This window comes from Saccharothrix stipae (assembly GCF_054781895.1).
This window is the reverse complement of record NZ_BAAGTN010000017.1, coordinates 262137-276382: the sequence shown is the minus strand read 5'-3', so window position 1 is coordinate 276382 and position 14246 is coordinate 262137. Positions and strand designations below refer to the sequence as shown.

At 73.3% G+C, this 14246-nt stretch carries 13 protein-coding genes and 2 tRNA genes; 5 read left to right on the top strand and 10 right to left on the bottom strand.

The genetic code is table 11. The annotated features are described in order from the left end of the window. Positions 1-32 precede the first annotated feature (32 nt). Positions 33-106, top strand: a tRNA-Asp gene (locus tag ACYVLT_RS29275). Positions 107-141: 35 nt separating this feature from the next. Then, a tRNA-Phe gene (locus ACYVLT_RS29270) sits at positions 142-218 on the top strand. A gap of 43 nt (positions 219-261) precedes the next feature. Here ACYVLT_RS29270 and ACYVLT_RS29265 read toward each other — a convergent pair. After that, a complete protein-coding gene (locus ACYVLT_RS29265; protein WP_461123396.1) occupies positions 262-1005 on the bottom strand; it encodes a protein phosphatase 2C domain-containing protein in 744 nt (247 codons plus the stop codon). A 65-nt stretch (positions 1006-1070) separates the two neighbouring features. Here ACYVLT_RS29265 and ACYVLT_RS29260 point away from each other — a divergent pair, with 65 nt between their 5' ends. Both ACYVLT_RS29260 and ACYVLT_RS29255 read left to right on the top strand, forming a co-directional pair. After that, positions 1071-1283 carry a helix-turn-helix domain-containing protein gene (locus ACYVLT_RS29260; RefSeq protein WP_077010893.1) on the top strand — a complete coding sequence of 71 codons (213 nt, stop codon included), beginning with the start codon at positions 1071-1073 and terminating at the stop codon, positions 1281-1283. After that, positions 1280-1816, top strand: coding sequence for a Clp protease N-terminal domain-containing protein (locus ACYVLT_RS29255; RefSeq protein WP_461123395.1), 537 nt, complete (start codon positions 1280-1282; stop codon positions 1814-1816). Before ACYVLT_RS29260 ends, ACYVLT_RS29255 begins: the two co-directional genes overlap by 4 nt. Here ACYVLT_RS29255 and yczE read toward each other — a convergent pair. Then, positions 1785-2414 (bottom strand): membrane protein YczE, encoded by a 630-nt coding sequence (gene yczE / locus ACYVLT_RS29250; RefSeq protein WP_461123394.1) that lies wholly within the window; start codon positions 2412-2414, stop codon positions 1785-1787. The two genes, ACYVLT_RS29255 and yczE, sit on opposite strands and share 32 nt — an antisense overlap. A gap of 61 nt (positions 2415-2475) precedes the next feature. Between yczE and yczR the strand changes: the two genes are divergently transcribed. Then, complete coding sequence (gene yczR, locus ACYVLT_RS29245) at positions 2476-3936, top strand: MocR-like transcription factor YczR (protein WP_461123393.1); 1461 nt, start codon at positions 2476-2478, stop codon at positions 3934-3936. Between the two features lie 461 nt (positions 3937-4397). Here the strand turns inward: yczR and ACYVLT_RS29240 are convergent, their stop codons facing one another. From ACYVLT_RS29240 to ACYVLT_RS29205, 8 genes are all read right to left on the bottom strand, one after another. Next, positions 4398-5351: a hypothetical protein gene (locus ACYVLT_RS29240; protein WP_461123392.1), complete on the bottom strand. Its 954-nt coding sequence runs from the start codon at positions 5349-5351 to the stop codon at positions 4398-4400. A gap of 320 nt (positions 5352-5671) precedes the next feature. Then, positions 5672-7267: a CHAT domain-containing protein gene (locus tag ACYVLT_RS29235; protein ID WP_461123391.1), complete on the bottom strand. Its 1596-nt coding sequence runs from the start codon at positions 7265-7267 to the stop codon at positions 5672-5674. Next, positions 7264-7686, bottom strand: a complete 423-nt coding sequence (locus ACYVLT_RS29230; protein WP_461123390.1) for a hypothetical protein — start codon at positions 7684-7686, stop codon at positions 7264-7266. The genes ACYVLT_RS29235 and ACYVLT_RS29230 overlap by 4 nt, the downstream gene beginning before the upstream one ends. After that, entirely contained in the window at positions 7683-8222 is a 540-nt protein-coding gene (locus ACYVLT_RS29225) for an RNA polymerase sigma factor (protein ID WP_461123389.1), read from the bottom strand. The genes ACYVLT_RS29230 and ACYVLT_RS29225 overlap by 4 nt, the downstream gene beginning before the upstream one ends. An 88-nt stretch (positions 8223-8310) precedes the next feature. Next, positions 8311-10488 (bottom strand): FtsX-like permease family protein, encoded by a 2178-nt coding sequence (locus tag ACYVLT_RS29220; protein ID WP_461123388.1) that lies wholly within the window; start codon positions 10486-10488, stop codon positions 8311-8313. 180 nt (positions 10489-10668) lie between these two features. Then, the gene (locus ACYVLT_RS29215; RefSeq protein ID WP_461123387.1) at positions 10669-12966 is read right to left on the bottom strand and encodes an FtsX-like permease family protein; all 2298 of its coding nucleotides are present in this window, start codon (positions 12964-12966) and stop codon (positions 10669-10671) included. Further along, positions 12963-13673, bottom strand: a complete 711-nt coding sequence (locus tag ACYVLT_RS29210; protein ID WP_461123386.1) for an ABC transporter ATP-binding protein — start codon at positions 13671-13673, stop codon at positions 12963-12965. The genes ACYVLT_RS29215 and ACYVLT_RS29210 overlap by 4 nt, the downstream gene beginning before the upstream one ends. Beyond that, entirely contained in the window at positions 13670-14194 is a 525-nt protein-coding gene (locus ACYVLT_RS29205; protein WP_461123385.1) for a PadR family transcriptional regulator, read from the bottom strand. Before ACYVLT_RS29205 ends, ACYVLT_RS29210 begins: the two co-directional genes overlap by 4 nt. Positions 14195-14246: the final 52 nt, after the last annotated feature.

Sequence of the window (14246 nt, the reverse complement as noted above, 5' to 3'; positions counted from 1 at the left end):
GTACGGTGACAAAGCAAGGCAGCAGTGAGCAAGGCCCAGTGGCGCAGTTGGTTAGCGCGTCGCCCTGTCACGGCGAAGGTCGCGGGTTCGAGTCCCGTCTGGGTCGCAAGGCAGTTCGGCCGGTTGGTCGAGTCGCTACCTGGCCAGGTAGCTCAGTTGGTACGAGCGACCGCCTGAAAAGCGGTAGGTCGGCGGTTCGACCCCGCCCCTGGCCACCAGAACGCCAGAGAAAGCCCCTCCGCCAGACGCGAGGGGCTTTTCTCATTTCTCGGCGGTGAATCTGATGACCGCGAGCGCTTGGTCGTCGTGCACTTTTGCCCGCAGCCACTTCGTGCGATCCGGATCACCCTCTTCCGCCGCGCGGATCTCGTCCAGCACCGCTTCCGGTCCTTTTTCCGACGTGATGCGCAACACGGTCGACCAGTCCGCGAACAAGCCGTAGTCGTCCACGCCGCAGGACACGCCGTCGGTCGCCATCAGCACGGCCCGGACCCGGTCACGCGGCCAACTCGCCCGGACGGCCCGGTGCGCGGCGGCCGGGTCCGCCTCGGCCACCCACCAGCCGTGCTCCCGGTTGCGCCAGTCGGTGATCCGCTCCACCTCGCCCCGCAGGTCGCGCAGCCGGGTGTCGGCGACGACCTCCGCGCCCTCGTCGGTGAACACCACGACCGGGCTGTCCGCGAGCACCAGCACGTCGACGTCCGCGTCGGTCCAGCGGGTGATCGCGACCGTGCTTGACGGGGAGTGCCCCGGGACCAGGCCGTGCTCGGCGGCGAGGCGACCGATGGCGGCGGCGAGGTCGTCGGCCAGGTCGCCGTCGAGGGCGGTCAGCTCCTCGGCCAGGTGGCGGGAGTGCCAGCCGCCGTCGCGGGCACGAGGGGTCGGCGAGGTCGCGCCGTCCAGCAGCACCACGGCGTTCGGCAGTCGGACGATGCGGTCCTCGGTGGGGCGGGGTAGGCCGTCACGGCCCACTCCGGCCCGTTCGGCGGTGGTGATCTCCGGCATCGGCACCGAGCCTAGCGCGTCAACTTGGGTTGACAAGTCGGCGATTGTCAACCAAAGTTGACGGCATGACGGAGGCAACAGAGCTCGCCTCGGCGGCGGGCGACCAAGACCCCAGGGTCGGGCTGCGAGCGGTGAGCGCGCTGCGCCGCCTACTGGAAACGCTCGAAGCCGTGCAGGTGCGCAACGCCCGCGCCCGCGGCTGGTCATGGCAGGAGATCGCGGCCGAGCTCGGGGTGACCCGGCAGGCCGTCCACAAGAAGCACGGGGGAGACCGATGATCGGGGAACGGTTCACCAGGGCCGCCCGCCAAGCCGTCCACAACGCCGTGGAACAGGCCGAACGCCTCGACGCGCCGGAGATCGGGCCCGAACACCTCGCGCTGGCCCTGCTCGACGCGCCGGTGCTGGCCGAGTTCGACCTGGCCCGCGACGAGGTGGTCGAGGCGTTCGCGGCCGCGCGGCGCAAGGGCGGGCTCAGCGACGCCGACACCGACGCGTTGCTCAGGCTCGGCATCGACGTCGACCAGATCGTGGCGTCGGTCGAACGCACCCACGGCGAGGGCGCGCTGGCCGGTTCGCCGACCCGTCGTCGCCGGCGGTTCTTCGGCAACCACCTGCCGTTCACGGCCGCGGCCAAGAAGGCGTTGGAGCGCAGCCTGCTCGAAGCGCGCGACCTCGGCCACGGCACCCTTCGCGAGGAGCACATGCTGCTCGCGCTGCTGGCCGGGCGCGGGCTCGTGGCCGAGGTGCTGGAGGCGCGTGGCGTGACCTACGTGGAGGTCAGGAAGCGGGCCGCTCGCGCACCCAGGTGACCAGGGGGAGGAACGCCTGGGTCAGCGGGCCGATGCCGACCGCGTAGAGGACGGTGCCGACGCCGATCGTGCCGCCGAGCAGCCAGCCGATCGCGAGCACGACCACCTCCACCACCGTCCGCACCAGGCGCAACGAGGTCCCGGTCCGCGCGCAGAAACCGGTCGTCAGGCCGTCGCGCGGGCCGGGGCCGAGGCGGGCGCCGATGTAGACGGCGGCGGCCAGGCCGTTCAGCACGATGCCGACCACGAGGAACAGGACGCGCGGCAGGAGCTCGGTCGGGTGCGGCAGGAGGAACAAGGAGACGTCCACCGCGACGCCGATGACGATCACGTTGCTGACCGTGCCGACGCCGGGCTTCTGCCTCAGCGGGATCCAGCAGAGCAGCACCACGGTGCCGACGATCGCGGTGATCAGGCCGAACGACAGGCCGGTGATCTTGGTCAGGCCCTCGTGCAGCACGTCCCACGGGTCCAGGCCGAGGGCGGCGCGGATCTGCAACGCCATGCTCGCGCCGTAGAGCCAGAGGCCCGCCAGCAATTGGGGGACGCGGCGCAGGGGCGAGACGGTGACGGACACCTGGGTGAGGGCGGCGAGCATGTGGCCATCCTTCGTGCAGATTGGCCTTGTATTCCAGGTCCAATCGGCAATAATTGGCCTTATGAACTCCGACGTCCCGCCAGGTGGACGCATATCGGGCTTCCGCCTGGCCCGATTGCTCGGCGAGTGGCGTCGTCGTGGCGCACGTCACGGCTCGGCGGACCTGGCCGCGGCGATCCGGCTGCTGGTGCTCGACGGCCGGCTGCCCGCCGGCACCCGGCTGCCCGCGGAGCGCGAGCTGGCCGAGGTGCTGCCGGTCAGCCGCACGATGATCACCGCGGCGTTGGACCAGCTGCGTTCGGAAGGGCTGGTGGCCAGCCGGCGTGGGGCGGGGTCGTGGATCAGCCTGCCCACGGGGATGATGGGCGTGGCCCCGGACACGCCTCTGGTGGGGCACAGCATGGTCGACTTCGCCCGCGCCGCGCCGCCCGCGCTGCCGGGTGTGCTGGCGGCGTTCGACCAGGTCCGGCGGTACCTGCCGGAGCACCTCGCCGATCACGGGTACTACGAGCACGGCCTGCCTGACCTGCGCAAACGTATCGCGGATCGGTACGCGGCGCGGGGTCTGCCGACCTCGCCGGACCAGATCGTGATCACCAGCGGCGCCCAGCACGCCCTCGCGTTGACCCTGCGCCTGTTCACCGGTCCGGGTGACCGGGTGCTGGTGGAGCAGCCCAGCTACCCGAACGCCCTGGACGCGATCAAGGCCGTCTCCGCGATCCCGGTGCCGGTCGCGATGACCGACACCGGCTGGGACCTGCCCGGCATGGCCGCGGCACTGCGCCAAGCCGCACCGCGCATGGCGTACGTGGTCGTGGACTTCCACAACCCCACCGCGCACCGCCTGGACGCCGGGGGTCGCGCCGAACTGGCCGACACGGCCCGCCGCGCCCGCACCCCGTTGGTGGTGGACGAAACGGTGGTGGAACTGGACCTGGACGGCGACCCCCTCGACGGCCCGCCGCCGGTGGCGAAGTTCGCCGACGACCTGGTCGTCACCCTGGGCTCGGCCAGCAAGTCCCACTGGGGCGGCCTGAGGGTCGGCTGGATCCGCGCGTCACCCGAGGTGGTCCACCGCCTGATCTCCACCCGCACCGCGCTCGACCTCGGCTCCGCGGTGGTCGAGCAGCTGGTCCTGGCCGAGCTCCTGGCCTACCCCGATCCGGCGCTGCGCGAACGGCGGGCTCAGCTGGCGGCGCAACGCGACGTGCTCATGGCGGGCCTGCGCGAGCACTGCCCGACCTGGCGCGTCCGCCGGCCGGGGGGCGGGCTCAGCCTGTGGTGCGAGCTGGATGCGCCGGTGAGCACCCGCATCGCGGTGGTGGCGCAGAACCACGGCATCCGCCTGGCGCCGGGTTCGCGCTTCGGCGTCCACGGCGGCTTCGAGCGTTGGCTGCGGCTGCCGTTCGTCCAGCCGCCCGACGTGCTCCGGGACGCGGCGCGTCGGCTCGGGCTCGTCGCGGCGGCGGTCGCCGGTAGCGGGATGGCCGACGCGGCCGATCTCGACGTGCCGGTCGCCTGATCGTTCAGCCGGTCCGGGTCTCGGGCCTGAGCCGGGGCTGGGGCGCTGGGGCGGGTGATCGGGAACGTGGGGGGTGGTTGGCGGCGGTCCTCATGGTTTAACCGAGGGGTGGTAACAGTGTTTCCGTACATATTCGGGCGATGATCACCCGATTGTGTGAGCCGAGGCCGTCGGGGGCCGGCGCAGCCCCTCGTTGGGCCGGACACCCCGACGGCTGTACGTGGACCTGCGGCGGGGACGCTCCAGGGATTGGCGTCCCCTGCCGCAGGTTCCCGTGCGGTCCCAACGCTCGCGGGGGCAGCGCGGCGACGGGACCTTGCCCGTTCCTGCCAGGGCGCGGTTGGCAGGACGGGAGTCCTGGGGTCGTGCGGGAATGCGAAAGTGACGTGCGAGAACGAAGAAACGACCTGGTCAGACGGTGTGCAGTCGCGCGTGCTCAGGGCACACGGATCCTGTCCGACTCAGTCGGGTGACGTGCTGGGCAGCCCCGGAATACTGCCCGGTGACCGTCCGTCGTCCCCCCGCTCGGCCGACCACGCGGTCGACGGCTTCGGGTTCGACTGGCCGGTCAGCGACGCGATCAGGCCACCTCGGTGGCCACCGCCGCTGTCCGCGCTGCCCGAGGACGCCGTCGGCGCGCTGGGCGCGGGCGCCTGCTTCGGCGTCGGCGCGGGGGCGCTCGGACCCGGCACCTCCCAGACCACCTCGGTGTCCGGGGTGACCTGGGAGGCGACGGGCGAAGCCTGGACCGGCCTGGGCGCGAACGGCAGCACGTCCACCCGCGCCGGGGCCGCCTCGGCCGGTGCCGGCGGCACCTCGGGTGCGGGCGACTGGGCGGCCGCGCGGGCGGCGACCTTCGCGGCCACCTTCGCCTCGTACATCGGGGCGGGCATGGTGTTGGACACCGCGCCCGAGTGGCTGTAGCCGCCCGAGTAGCCGGAGCTGCCGTAGCCGCTGTAACCGCCGGAGCCCGAGTAGGCGTCCGCGTCCGAGTACGAAATGTCCGGGAACGGGTGGCGGGCGCCGCCCGGGTCGGACATGGCGGTCGACGGGCGGGTGAGCACCCCGGTGGCGGTGAAGTCCACCGCGAACACCTCGATCGTCGAGACCGACGGTGACCCGACCGATGGCGAACCGACCGACGGTGACCCGGAAGGCTGCAGCGCGGGGGTGATGGACAGGAACGGCGCCACGCGCTGCGGCAGCGCGTCGGCGAGCAGGTCGGCGGTGGTCGCCTCCTGCTCGCCGAGCGTCACGTTCACCGTGTCGAGCGCCTGCGCCAACTCTTCCGAGTGGTCTTCGGTCGCCGACGCCACACCTGCGCACACCAACCACGCCGCCGTTGCCAACCCGCCCACGGCGAGTGTCCGGAGCAGCAGCGATCCGCCGCGCGGCGTCGCGAAGGGACTGGCCACCGTGGATCACCACCGTTCCGGGTAAGGCGAACGGGACGGACCGTTCGAGGTCTACGTTCTGCTATGTCTAGCACTGGTATCCGCATTTTCGAACGTTCTCCGGCGGAACCCACTCGGAAGGGCGGTGCGGTGCGGCTGTCCGTGTTGTCCCCGCGGTCTCCGAACACAGTCCGTCGTGTCCACCTGATGGTGTGATGGGCCTGATTGTCCGTTGTGGACGCGGGTGTCGTGTCCGGTGTGGACGTCTGACCGGCGGCTTCGCCCCCACGGTCCTATTGACCCGTTCGAGTGTCCCTCGATGGTATGACGCGAGCACGCGATCATCCCGAGCCCACGCAGACGAAGCCCAGGTCACCGTGCCGGGCCTGCGCGTCCGCAAGCGCTTGCGCGGGCTGTGCCAGGTTCGCGTGCAGGTCCACCATCAGGTCGACCACCCGGTCGTCCGGCACCGCGCGCACGCTCTCCACGACCACCCGCGCACCGCGCCGCAGCAACACGCTCGCCAACCCCGATTCGCACGCCGAGAGCACCACCACCGGAGGCACTCGCGCCAAATCGTCGAGTTCATACCCGTGCAGCGGCCCGTCCTCCAATTGCAGATACGAGAACAATTCGTTTTCCTGCCCTTGTCGCACACCGTGCGCGGCGATGTGCGCGACATCCGCGTCCGCCATTCCCCGCAACGCCTCGTCCACAGTGGACCGGATCCGCCCACCGTGCGCCTCGCGCAACGCCTCGACCTCCCGGTGCGCGTGCAGCAGCGACGGCCCGGCCACCCAGAGGCGGTTCGCCAGCGCCAACGGCCGGGTGTCCGCCCGGTGCCAGCAACTCGCCGACGGCGCCACCGAGATCGCCCGGCCGCGCCCGGACGGCAGCGCGGCCCACGGCATCCGCGCCAGTTCCGGGCTCGGCACGACCACCAGTGGCCGGTCGCCGGCCGGCCGCAGCAGGCGGTCCAGGTCGGCCACCGCGTGCGGCGCGTCGGCCAGCGACAGCGAGCGGACGTGCCGCGCGGCGGTCCGGGCCTCGCCGAAGTCGTGCAGCCCGACCCGGCGACCGACCACGGACACCGCGAACAACCGCCCGCGGTGGCTGATGAAGACCAGCAGCGCCCGGTCGCCCAGCGCGTCCACCACGTCGTTCAGCGCGACGGCCGGTCGCCCGGACGCCGGTGTCGAGCGCGCGAGCCCGCGGATCTCGCGTTCCAGCCGTGCGATCCGGTCCCGGTCACCCTGCACGCGGGCGAGGCGCAGCTCGGCCCGCGCCCGCGCGACCTCGGGTGCCGGCTGCGTCGGATCGGCGGGCCTGCGTTCGTTCCAACGCCACGCAGATCGGGCGTCCGCGCTGGTCAAGGCATGGTCGAGGGCGATGTCCACCAGGTCTCCACGGGTGTCGGGATCGTGCCGCGCCAGCCCTGCCCGGCACGCGGCCACGGCGTCACGTCGGGTCGGCGCGAGTCGGGCGCGGGCCAGCCAGCCGATGGCCCTGGACCGGGACGTGCCCCGGTCGCGGCGAGCGGCCGCCTGCTCGGGCGCGTGCCGGAGCCGCAGCTCGGCCGCGTCGTCGGGGAAGCCGTGCCGGTCGCACGCGTCGGCCACCTCGGTCGGCGAACCGGGAGCACCGGCGAGCAGGGCCACCGCGCGGGCGGCCGGCATCGACGACGTCCGGTTCTCGCCGAGGAACAGGTCCTCCGCCTCGGCGGCCAACGCGCGTGCGGCGGGGAAGTCGCCGTCCCGCAACGCACACCGCGCGGCGAGCAGCAGCGCTTCGGGCAGCCGCGAGCTCACCGCCGGCCGCAGGAGCACGTCGGCCTCCCGCACGAGACCGTTGTCCAGCAGCGCTTCCGCGCGGCTGACCAGGGCCAGCGAACGGTCGGACGTGACGTGGTCGCGCGGCGTCGTCCGGCGGGGCGTCATGCGACGAACCACGGCGTGGCCTGATCACGGCCCGTGCCCCGGAGCACGAACCGGACCGGCCCGAACGGCACCCGCTCCACGTGGAACCAGCCCGCCTCGTCCACCGCCGCCGTCACCTGACCTCCCGGCCAGCGCGCCACCGCGAGGACACCGGCGCGCGTCAGCCCGGTGACGTGCAGACCGCCCGCGAGGTGGTCGAGCCGCAGGTCGAGGTCGGTGAAGGTGACCCGGCGCGTGCCGCCGCGGCCGCGCATGCCGGGCGGGTCGACGCGGACCGAGTCGGACAGCAGCCGCAGCGCGGCCGCGTCGGTGCGTTCGACCAGCGCGGACCGCGCCCGGACGGCGAGGGCCTCGGGTGCCGGGTCGAGGTCGTCCACCAGGTGGGCCAGGGCGTCGAGCAGTTCCCGGTCGTCGGTCACCGGGCCGCCTCCACGCCGAGGCGGCGGCGCAGCACGGCCAGGCACCGGCCGCGGGTGGCGCCCAGGCTGTTCACCGGCACCCCGACGGCCTCGGCGACCTGCGTGAACGACAGCTCCGGCGCGAACGCGGCCAGCCGCAGGATCTCCCGGCAGCGGTCGGTCAACGTGGCGTACGCCCGCCACAGCCCGGCGTCACGCGCGACCGCCACGTCCTCCGGCGTCGGCCCGTCGTCGGGCGCCTCCCACAGGTCGAGCGGCGCTTCCCGGCCGCGCAGCCGCAGCACGGTCAGCGTCTCGCGCCGGGTGGTGGTGACCAGCCACGCGCCCAGCCGCTCCGGGCGGCGGATGCGGGACAGGTTCTCGGCCAGCGCCAGCCAGGTGGCCTGGCAGACGTCGGCCGCGTCGTCCGGTCCCAGCCGGTGCGACCGCGGCACCGCCCAGACCAGGCGCGCGTACCGGCGGACGATCTCGTGCCACGCCGCGGCGTCACCGCGGTGGGCGAGGGTCAGCAGCTCAGTGTTCGTCCGATCATGCATGCTCCTTGAGAGAACCCGGTCTGACCTGGGGATACCGGTGCCGCCCGATGGTGTGGTCGGGGGAACCGGCGCTGCTTCCCGTGCGTCGCTACTCGGTTCGCAGGCTCGCCGGCCGGATCGCCGAACGCAGCGCGGGCAACGTGCACAGCGACACCACGAGCACGACGACCGCCGCGGCGGCGACCGTGGTGGCGACCTCGGACCAGTCGACCCGGAACCGCCCGGCGGGCGCGACCAGCCACGCGGTGCCCAGGCCGATCGGGATGGCCAGGCCGATGCCGACCGCGGCGGGTATCGCCGACTGCCACAGCGCGGACACCGCCAGCACCTTCGGCGGCACGCCGTTCGCGGCCAGCACGGCCGTGGGCCGGCGGCGTTCGAAGACCTGGTCCACGGCCGCCGCCGCGAGCCCGATCACGGCCAGCAGGGTGAGCAGCACCGATCCGCCGATGACCCCGCTGCGCAGGGACGTGAACAACTCGACCTGCCCGGCCTCCGCCTGCCGGCGCAGCGTCACGCCCCGGTCGGCACGGCCGGTGGCGGCCAGCAGGCGGTCGCCGAACGACTCGTCCGGGTCGCCGCGCACGACGAGCTCGGTCGGCGGCACGGCGGCCAGCACCGGATCGGCCCCGCCCGCCACGACGAGGCCGGACACGTCGCCCCGCCCGGCCACCGCCCGGTACGGCGGCACGACCCACGGCTGCCCCTCGACGAGGAGCTTCGTGCCCGGCTCCGGGCCCGCGCCGACCAGGTAGGCGGCTCCGTCGACGCAGTCGGTCACCTCCAGGCGCTCGGCGATCTCGGTGCAGTCGGTGCTGGTGATGAAGCCGTTCCCGGAGCCGTACATGCGCACCTCGCTGACCTCGCGCACACCGCCGACCAGCGCGATCGCCTCCTCCAGCGGTCGGACCTCGGTGTCGGCGGGCAGGTCGAGCACCCAGCGGTCGGGCGTGTCCGACGGCTGCGCGGTGGTGAACTGGGCCGCCACGCCGAGCAACACCTGCAACGTCAGCGAACCGGTCAGCACGACCACGACGCCGGCCAGCACGCGGGGCGTGCCCGCGTCGAAGCGCAGGGTGCGCAGGGCGAGCAGCGGTGCGACGCCGTCGGGTTCGAGGCGGTGGGCGACCTGGCCGACCAGCCACGGCAGCACCGCGCCGGTGCCCGCCAGGACCAGCGCGATGCCCAGGCCGAGCCCGACGGCCAGGCGCGCGTCGGCCATCACCTGCCAGTAGCCGCCGATCGCGGAGATCACCACGATCAGCACCGCGCCCGCGCCGATCAGCCCGAACCGCCACCACGCGCGGTGCCGCGGCAGTTCGACCGCGCGGGACAGCCCGAGCGGGCCGACGTCCTCGGTGCGCAGCGCCAGCAGGGCGGACACCACCGCGACCACCGGCACACCGAGCGCGATCAGGGCGCCGAGCAGCGGGTCGGGCAGCAGGTCGGTGGGGAAGAAGCCGACGCCCTCGACCTCGATGAACCGGGCGAGCGGCCGGGCGGCGAAGAACAGCGCCTCGCCGACGAACAGCCCGAGCACCGCACCGGTCAACGTCTCGCCGCTGGCGATCCAGCGGATCTGCCGGCGGGACGCGCCCACCAGGCGGATCGCGGCCAGGCGCTGGGCCCGGCCGGTGGCGCCGAGGCGGGTGGCGACCAGGATGAAGATGCCGAGCGGGACGAGCAGGGCGCTGATCGCGGCCACCATGAGCAGCCGGTAGACCGGCAGCAGGGTCGACGGCGGCTGGTCGCTGCCGAAGCCGGTGGCCGGGTGGGCGTCGTCGAGGTGGGCGTCGGACAGGCCCGCGTAGAAGATCAGGGACTTCGGCCTGGGCAGGCCCGCGTCCGCGATCACGCCGATGACGCGCTCCGGGAAGCGGGCGCGGACCGAGTCCTCGGTGCGCATCAGGTCGAACAGCTCGGGTGAGACGACCAGTTCGCCCGGTCCGGGTATGCGGCCGACGCCGGGTGGCGCGGGGGCGTCCGGGGTGGTGGCGGCCAGTTCCACGCCGGTGATGCGGCGCCCCTGCCAGGAAACGCTGACGTGGCGTGCTTTCAGGGTCGCGTTGGTCGTCGCCGGGTCGAGGGACGCGGCCTGCACGCGTTGGGACTTCGCTTCCCGGGCCGGGCCGATGGAGGCGGCCAGCAGCAGGACGGTGACGCCGAGGCCCACGCCGGCGGCGGTGAGCGCCAACCTGGCCCACGACGTCCGGCTGCCCCCGACGGCCAGTCGGATGCCGAGGACCAGGTCGGCGGCCCACCTCATCGGAGCGCGTCCCGCGTGCTCCGGCCGCCCCGTTCGGGGCCGTGGTGGGTGTGGTGGGGAAATGGGGTCACATCTCCTCAGACGTCTCGGAGCGCTCGGACGTGGCTTCGGCGTGCCGAGTGAGACGGCGTCGCCGCCCCGGGCTTGGGGGCTTCGAGGGGCGGCGACGCCCGCCTCGGCCTACTCCGAACGCAGGCCGAGGGCGCCGGTGGCCCGTCGCAGGGACGGCAGCGACAGCAGGGTCACGACCACGACCATCAGGGCGGCGGCACCGCTGAGCAGGCCGATCCCCGGCCAGTCGAGCACGACCGGCTGGGAGATGATCCGCAGCAGCAGGACCGCCAGACCGCCGCCCACGGTCACCGCCACGACCAGCGCCAGGAGCAGCGGCACCGCGTTCTGCCAGAGCAGCGACCGGCTCAGCGCGCCGCGCGGGACGCCGCTCGCCGCCAGCACGGCCAGCGGCCGCCTGCGTTCGCGGACCTGCTCCAGCGCCAGCACCAGCAGGCTGGCGCCCGCCAGCAGCAACGTGATCAGCGAACCGGCCAGCAGCGCCTGCCGGATGCTCTGGAACTCCTGCACCCGTTCGGCCACGTCGACCTGGCCGAAGTACGACACGTAGGTGCGCCACGTCAGCGGGGCCAGGGCGTTGCGGACGTGCTCGGCGACGTCGGCCTGGGACTCGTCGATCCGCACGAGGATCCTGACGTCGCCCGCCCCGGCCGGCAGGTCCTTCACCAAGGACGGCGTGACCAGCAGTCCCGACAGCTGCCCGGGGCGGTCGTCGGGCACCTCGACGTCGGTGAACGCGGGCACCGTCCACGCCAGGCTCGGCTCCCGTTCCTCGGAGCTCGCGAACATCGAAACCCGTTGGCCCGCCTCGACCTTCGGGTAGCCGGAGCGGTGGGATGCGGCGGCGGCGAGGTGGAACGCGTCGCCGTCCCGGCAGCTCGGCAGCGCCACCATCGCGGTCAGCACCTCGCACGTGCCGACCGTCATCGAGTGGTAGTCCTGCTCGCCCGACTTGAACCCCACCGACCGCATGGGGTGCACCCCTCGGACACCGGCCGACCGTTCCACCAAGCCCACGGCCTGCTCGGTCATCTCGGGCGTCGACGCCTGGAGGTTGACCACCATGCGGCCCGGGTCCGCCTGCAACAACGGCCGCGCCATGACCTGGCTCTGCGCGCTGGCCATCACCGACTGCAGCGCGATCCCGCCCGCCAGGACGACGGCCACGCCGCCGACCACGCGCGCCGCCGTGCCGCTCTCCAGCTGCAACCTGCGGATCGCCAGCTGCCACGACGGCGCGCCGCCGCGCAGCCTGCCCACCGCCCGTTCGACCACCCACGGCAGCAGCACCGGGATGCCCAGCAGCAGCAGGATGATGCCGCCGATCACGATCTCGGACGACCCGTCGATCTCCGCGCCGCCGAACGCGCCGGCCTGGGTGAGCAGCGCCAGCACGCCGAGCCCGATCGGCACCGTGCGCCACCACAGCACCCGCCGCACCGGTTTGGTCCGGCGCACCACGCCCAGCGGCTCGACCACCGTGCGGCGCATCGCGACGACCGACGTCAGCACGGCCATGACCGGCACCAGCACCACGATCAGCGCCGCCAGTGCCGGCGCCGGGGTCAGGTCGCTGACGAACACGCTGATCCCCAGCAGCTGGATGTCCTTCACGAACTGCCGTGCGGCGAAGAACAGCGCCGCGCCGACGGCCAGGCCGACGGACGCGCCGAGCAACGCCTCGCCGGCCGCGATCCGGCGCACCCGTTGCGCGCCCGCGCCGACCAGCCGCAGCGCCGCCAGCCTGCGGTCGCGCTCGGCGCCCGCCAACCGGGTGGTGATGCCCACGAACACCAGCACCGGGAACAGCAGCGCGACCACGCCGACCATGATCAGCAGGGACAGGATCGGGTCGAGGGTGCGGTCCTGCCGCTGGCCGCCGAACCGGGTGATCACGTCGCCGGCGGCCTCGTCCACGGTCGCGTCACCGGCGTAGAACTTCAGGTCGTGCGGCGCGTTGAGCCCGTCCTGGCCGATCGTGCCGACCACCCGCTGCGGGAACCGCTCCCGGAGCAGCTCGCCCTCCGGCCCGGCCAGCAGCTCCGCCATCGCCGGCGACACCACGATCTCGCCGTCGCCGGGCACCCTCGACATGCCCGGTGGCACCGGTGCGCCCGGGCCGCTCGGCTTGACGAACCGGCCGGTGATCGACTCGCCCCGGTACTCGGTGTTCCAGAAGGTGGAGTACAGCACGTCGCCCGACGTCGCCTCGCCGGAGACGGGCTCGGCGCCGGCCTGCCGCTCGGCGCGTTCGGACAGCACCGAGGTCACCGACGACGCGGCGAGCAGCACGGCCACGCCGATGCCGATGCCCGCGCCGGTCAACGCGAGCCGGACCCACGACGTGCGACCGCCGCCGACCGCCAGCCGCACACCGAGCGCCAGGTCGGAGAACCACCGCCTCACGTGACCGGCTCCATCTCGCGGGACCGGCCGTCGCGGACCACGACCTCGCGGTCGGAGTAGGCCGCCACCCGCGGCTCGTGCGTCACCAGCACCACCGCCGCGTTCGCCTCCTTCGCCGCGGTGACCAGCAACTGCATCACGCGCTCGCCGTTGAGCGAGTCGAGCGCGCCGGTCGGCTCGTCGGCGAACACCACCCGCGGGCCGGTCACCAGGGCGCGCGCCACGGCGACCCGCTGGCCTTGGCCGCCGGAGGTCTCACCGGGGCGCTTGTCCGCGACGTCGGCCACCTCCAGCCGTTCCAGCCACTCGCGGGCCCGGGCCTCGGCGTCCTTGCGCTTGACCGAGCCGAGCCGCAACGGCAGCGCCACGTTCTCCAGGCAGCTCAGCTCGGGCACCAGCTGGCCGAACTGGAACACGAAGCCGAAGTCGGTGCGCCGCAACTCGCTGCGCGGGCCGTCACCCATCGCGCTGAGCTCCACGTCGCGGTAGCGCACCGTGCCGCGGTCCGGGGTGAGGATGCCGGCCAGGCAGTGCAGCAGGGTCGACTTGCCCGAGCCGGACGGCCCCATCACGGCCACCACCTCGCCCGCGCGCACGCTCAGGCCGGCGCCGTCCAACGCGGGCGTCGGGCCGAACGACTTGTGCAGGTCGAGTGCCTCCAGCAGGGGCTGCCCCGGGTCCGCCTCGGTCGTCAGGTCACTGCTCATCGGGTCACCGCCGTCTTGAGTCGGCCGAGGCGCGCGGCGGTGAGCTCCAGCCAGCGCAGGTCGGCTTCGAGGTGGAACAGGGCGTGGTCGCAGATCAGCTGGTCGGCGAGGTCGCCGTCCGCCTTGCGCTTGGTCAGCTCGCGCATCGTGCGCAGGTGCGCGGTGCGCTGGACGTCCAGCACGTCGTCGGCGCTGCGACCGGACAGCAGCGCGAGCACGACCTTCGCGTAGAGCGTGTTCTGGAGGTAGGGCTCCGGCTTCTCCGGTGTGCCCAGCCAGTGCTCCACGTCCGTCACGCCCGCGTCCGTGATCGCGTACCGCTTGCGCTCGGGACCGTCGCCCGCCTCGACGCCCGCCTCCTCGACCAGCCCGTTGCGGAGCAGGCGCGAGAGCGTCGTGTAGACCTGCCCGTAGTGCAGCGGCCGGTCGTGGCCGAAGCGCTCGTCGTAGGCCTTCTTGAGGTCGTATCCGTGCCGCGGACCTTTTTCCAACAGGCCCAGCAAGGTGTGTCCGATCGACATGCCAGGCACTATACACACGAGGTATACACACGGTTCATAGCCTGGTCGGCGT

What these genes read in the sequence shown, in the direction of transcription:
- ACYVLT_RS29265 (WP_461123396.1), bottom strand. Translation starts at nt 1,005, where the DNA reads ATGCCGGAGATCACCACCGCCGAACGGGCCGGAGTGGGCCGTGACGGC.
- ACYVLT_RS29260 (WP_077010893.1), top strand. Translation starts at nt 1,071, where the DNA reads ATGACGGAGGCAACAGAGCTCGCCTCGGCGGCGGGCGACCAAGACCCC.
- ACYVLT_RS29255 (WP_461123395.1), top strand. Translation starts at nt 1,280, where the DNA reads ATGATCGGGGAACGGTTCACCAGGGCCGCCCGCCAAGCCGTCCACAAC.
- yczE (WP_461123394.1), bottom strand. Translation starts at nt 2,414, where the DNA reads ATGCTCGCCGCCCTCACCCAGGTGTCCGTCACCGTCTCGCCCCTGCGC.
- yczR (WP_461123393.1), top strand. Translation starts at nt 2,476, where the DNA reads ATGAACTCCGACGTCCCGCCAGGTGGACGCATATCGGGCTTCCGCCTG.
- ACYVLT_RS29235 (WP_461123391.1), bottom strand. Translation starts at nt 7,267, where the DNA reads ATGACGCCCCGCCGGACGACGCCGCGCGACCACGTCACGTCCGACCGT.
- ACYVLT_RS29225 (WP_461123389.1), bottom strand. Translation starts at nt 8,222, where the DNA reads ATGCATGATCGGACGAACACTGAGCTGCTGACCCTCGCCCACCGCGGT.
- ACYVLT_RS29220 (WP_461123388.1), bottom strand. Translation starts at nt 10,488, where the DNA reads ATGAGGTGGGCCGCCGACCTGGTCCTCGGCATCCGACTGGCCGTCGGG.
- ACYVLT_RS29210 (WP_461123386.1), bottom strand. Translation starts at nt 13,673, where the DNA reads ATGAGCAGTGACCTGACGACCGAGGCGGACCCGGGGCAGCCCCTGCTG.
- ACYVLT_RS29205 (WP_461123385.1), bottom strand. Translation starts at nt 14,194, where the DNA reads ATGTCGATCGGACACACCTTGCTGGGCCTGTTGGAAAAAGGTCCGCGG.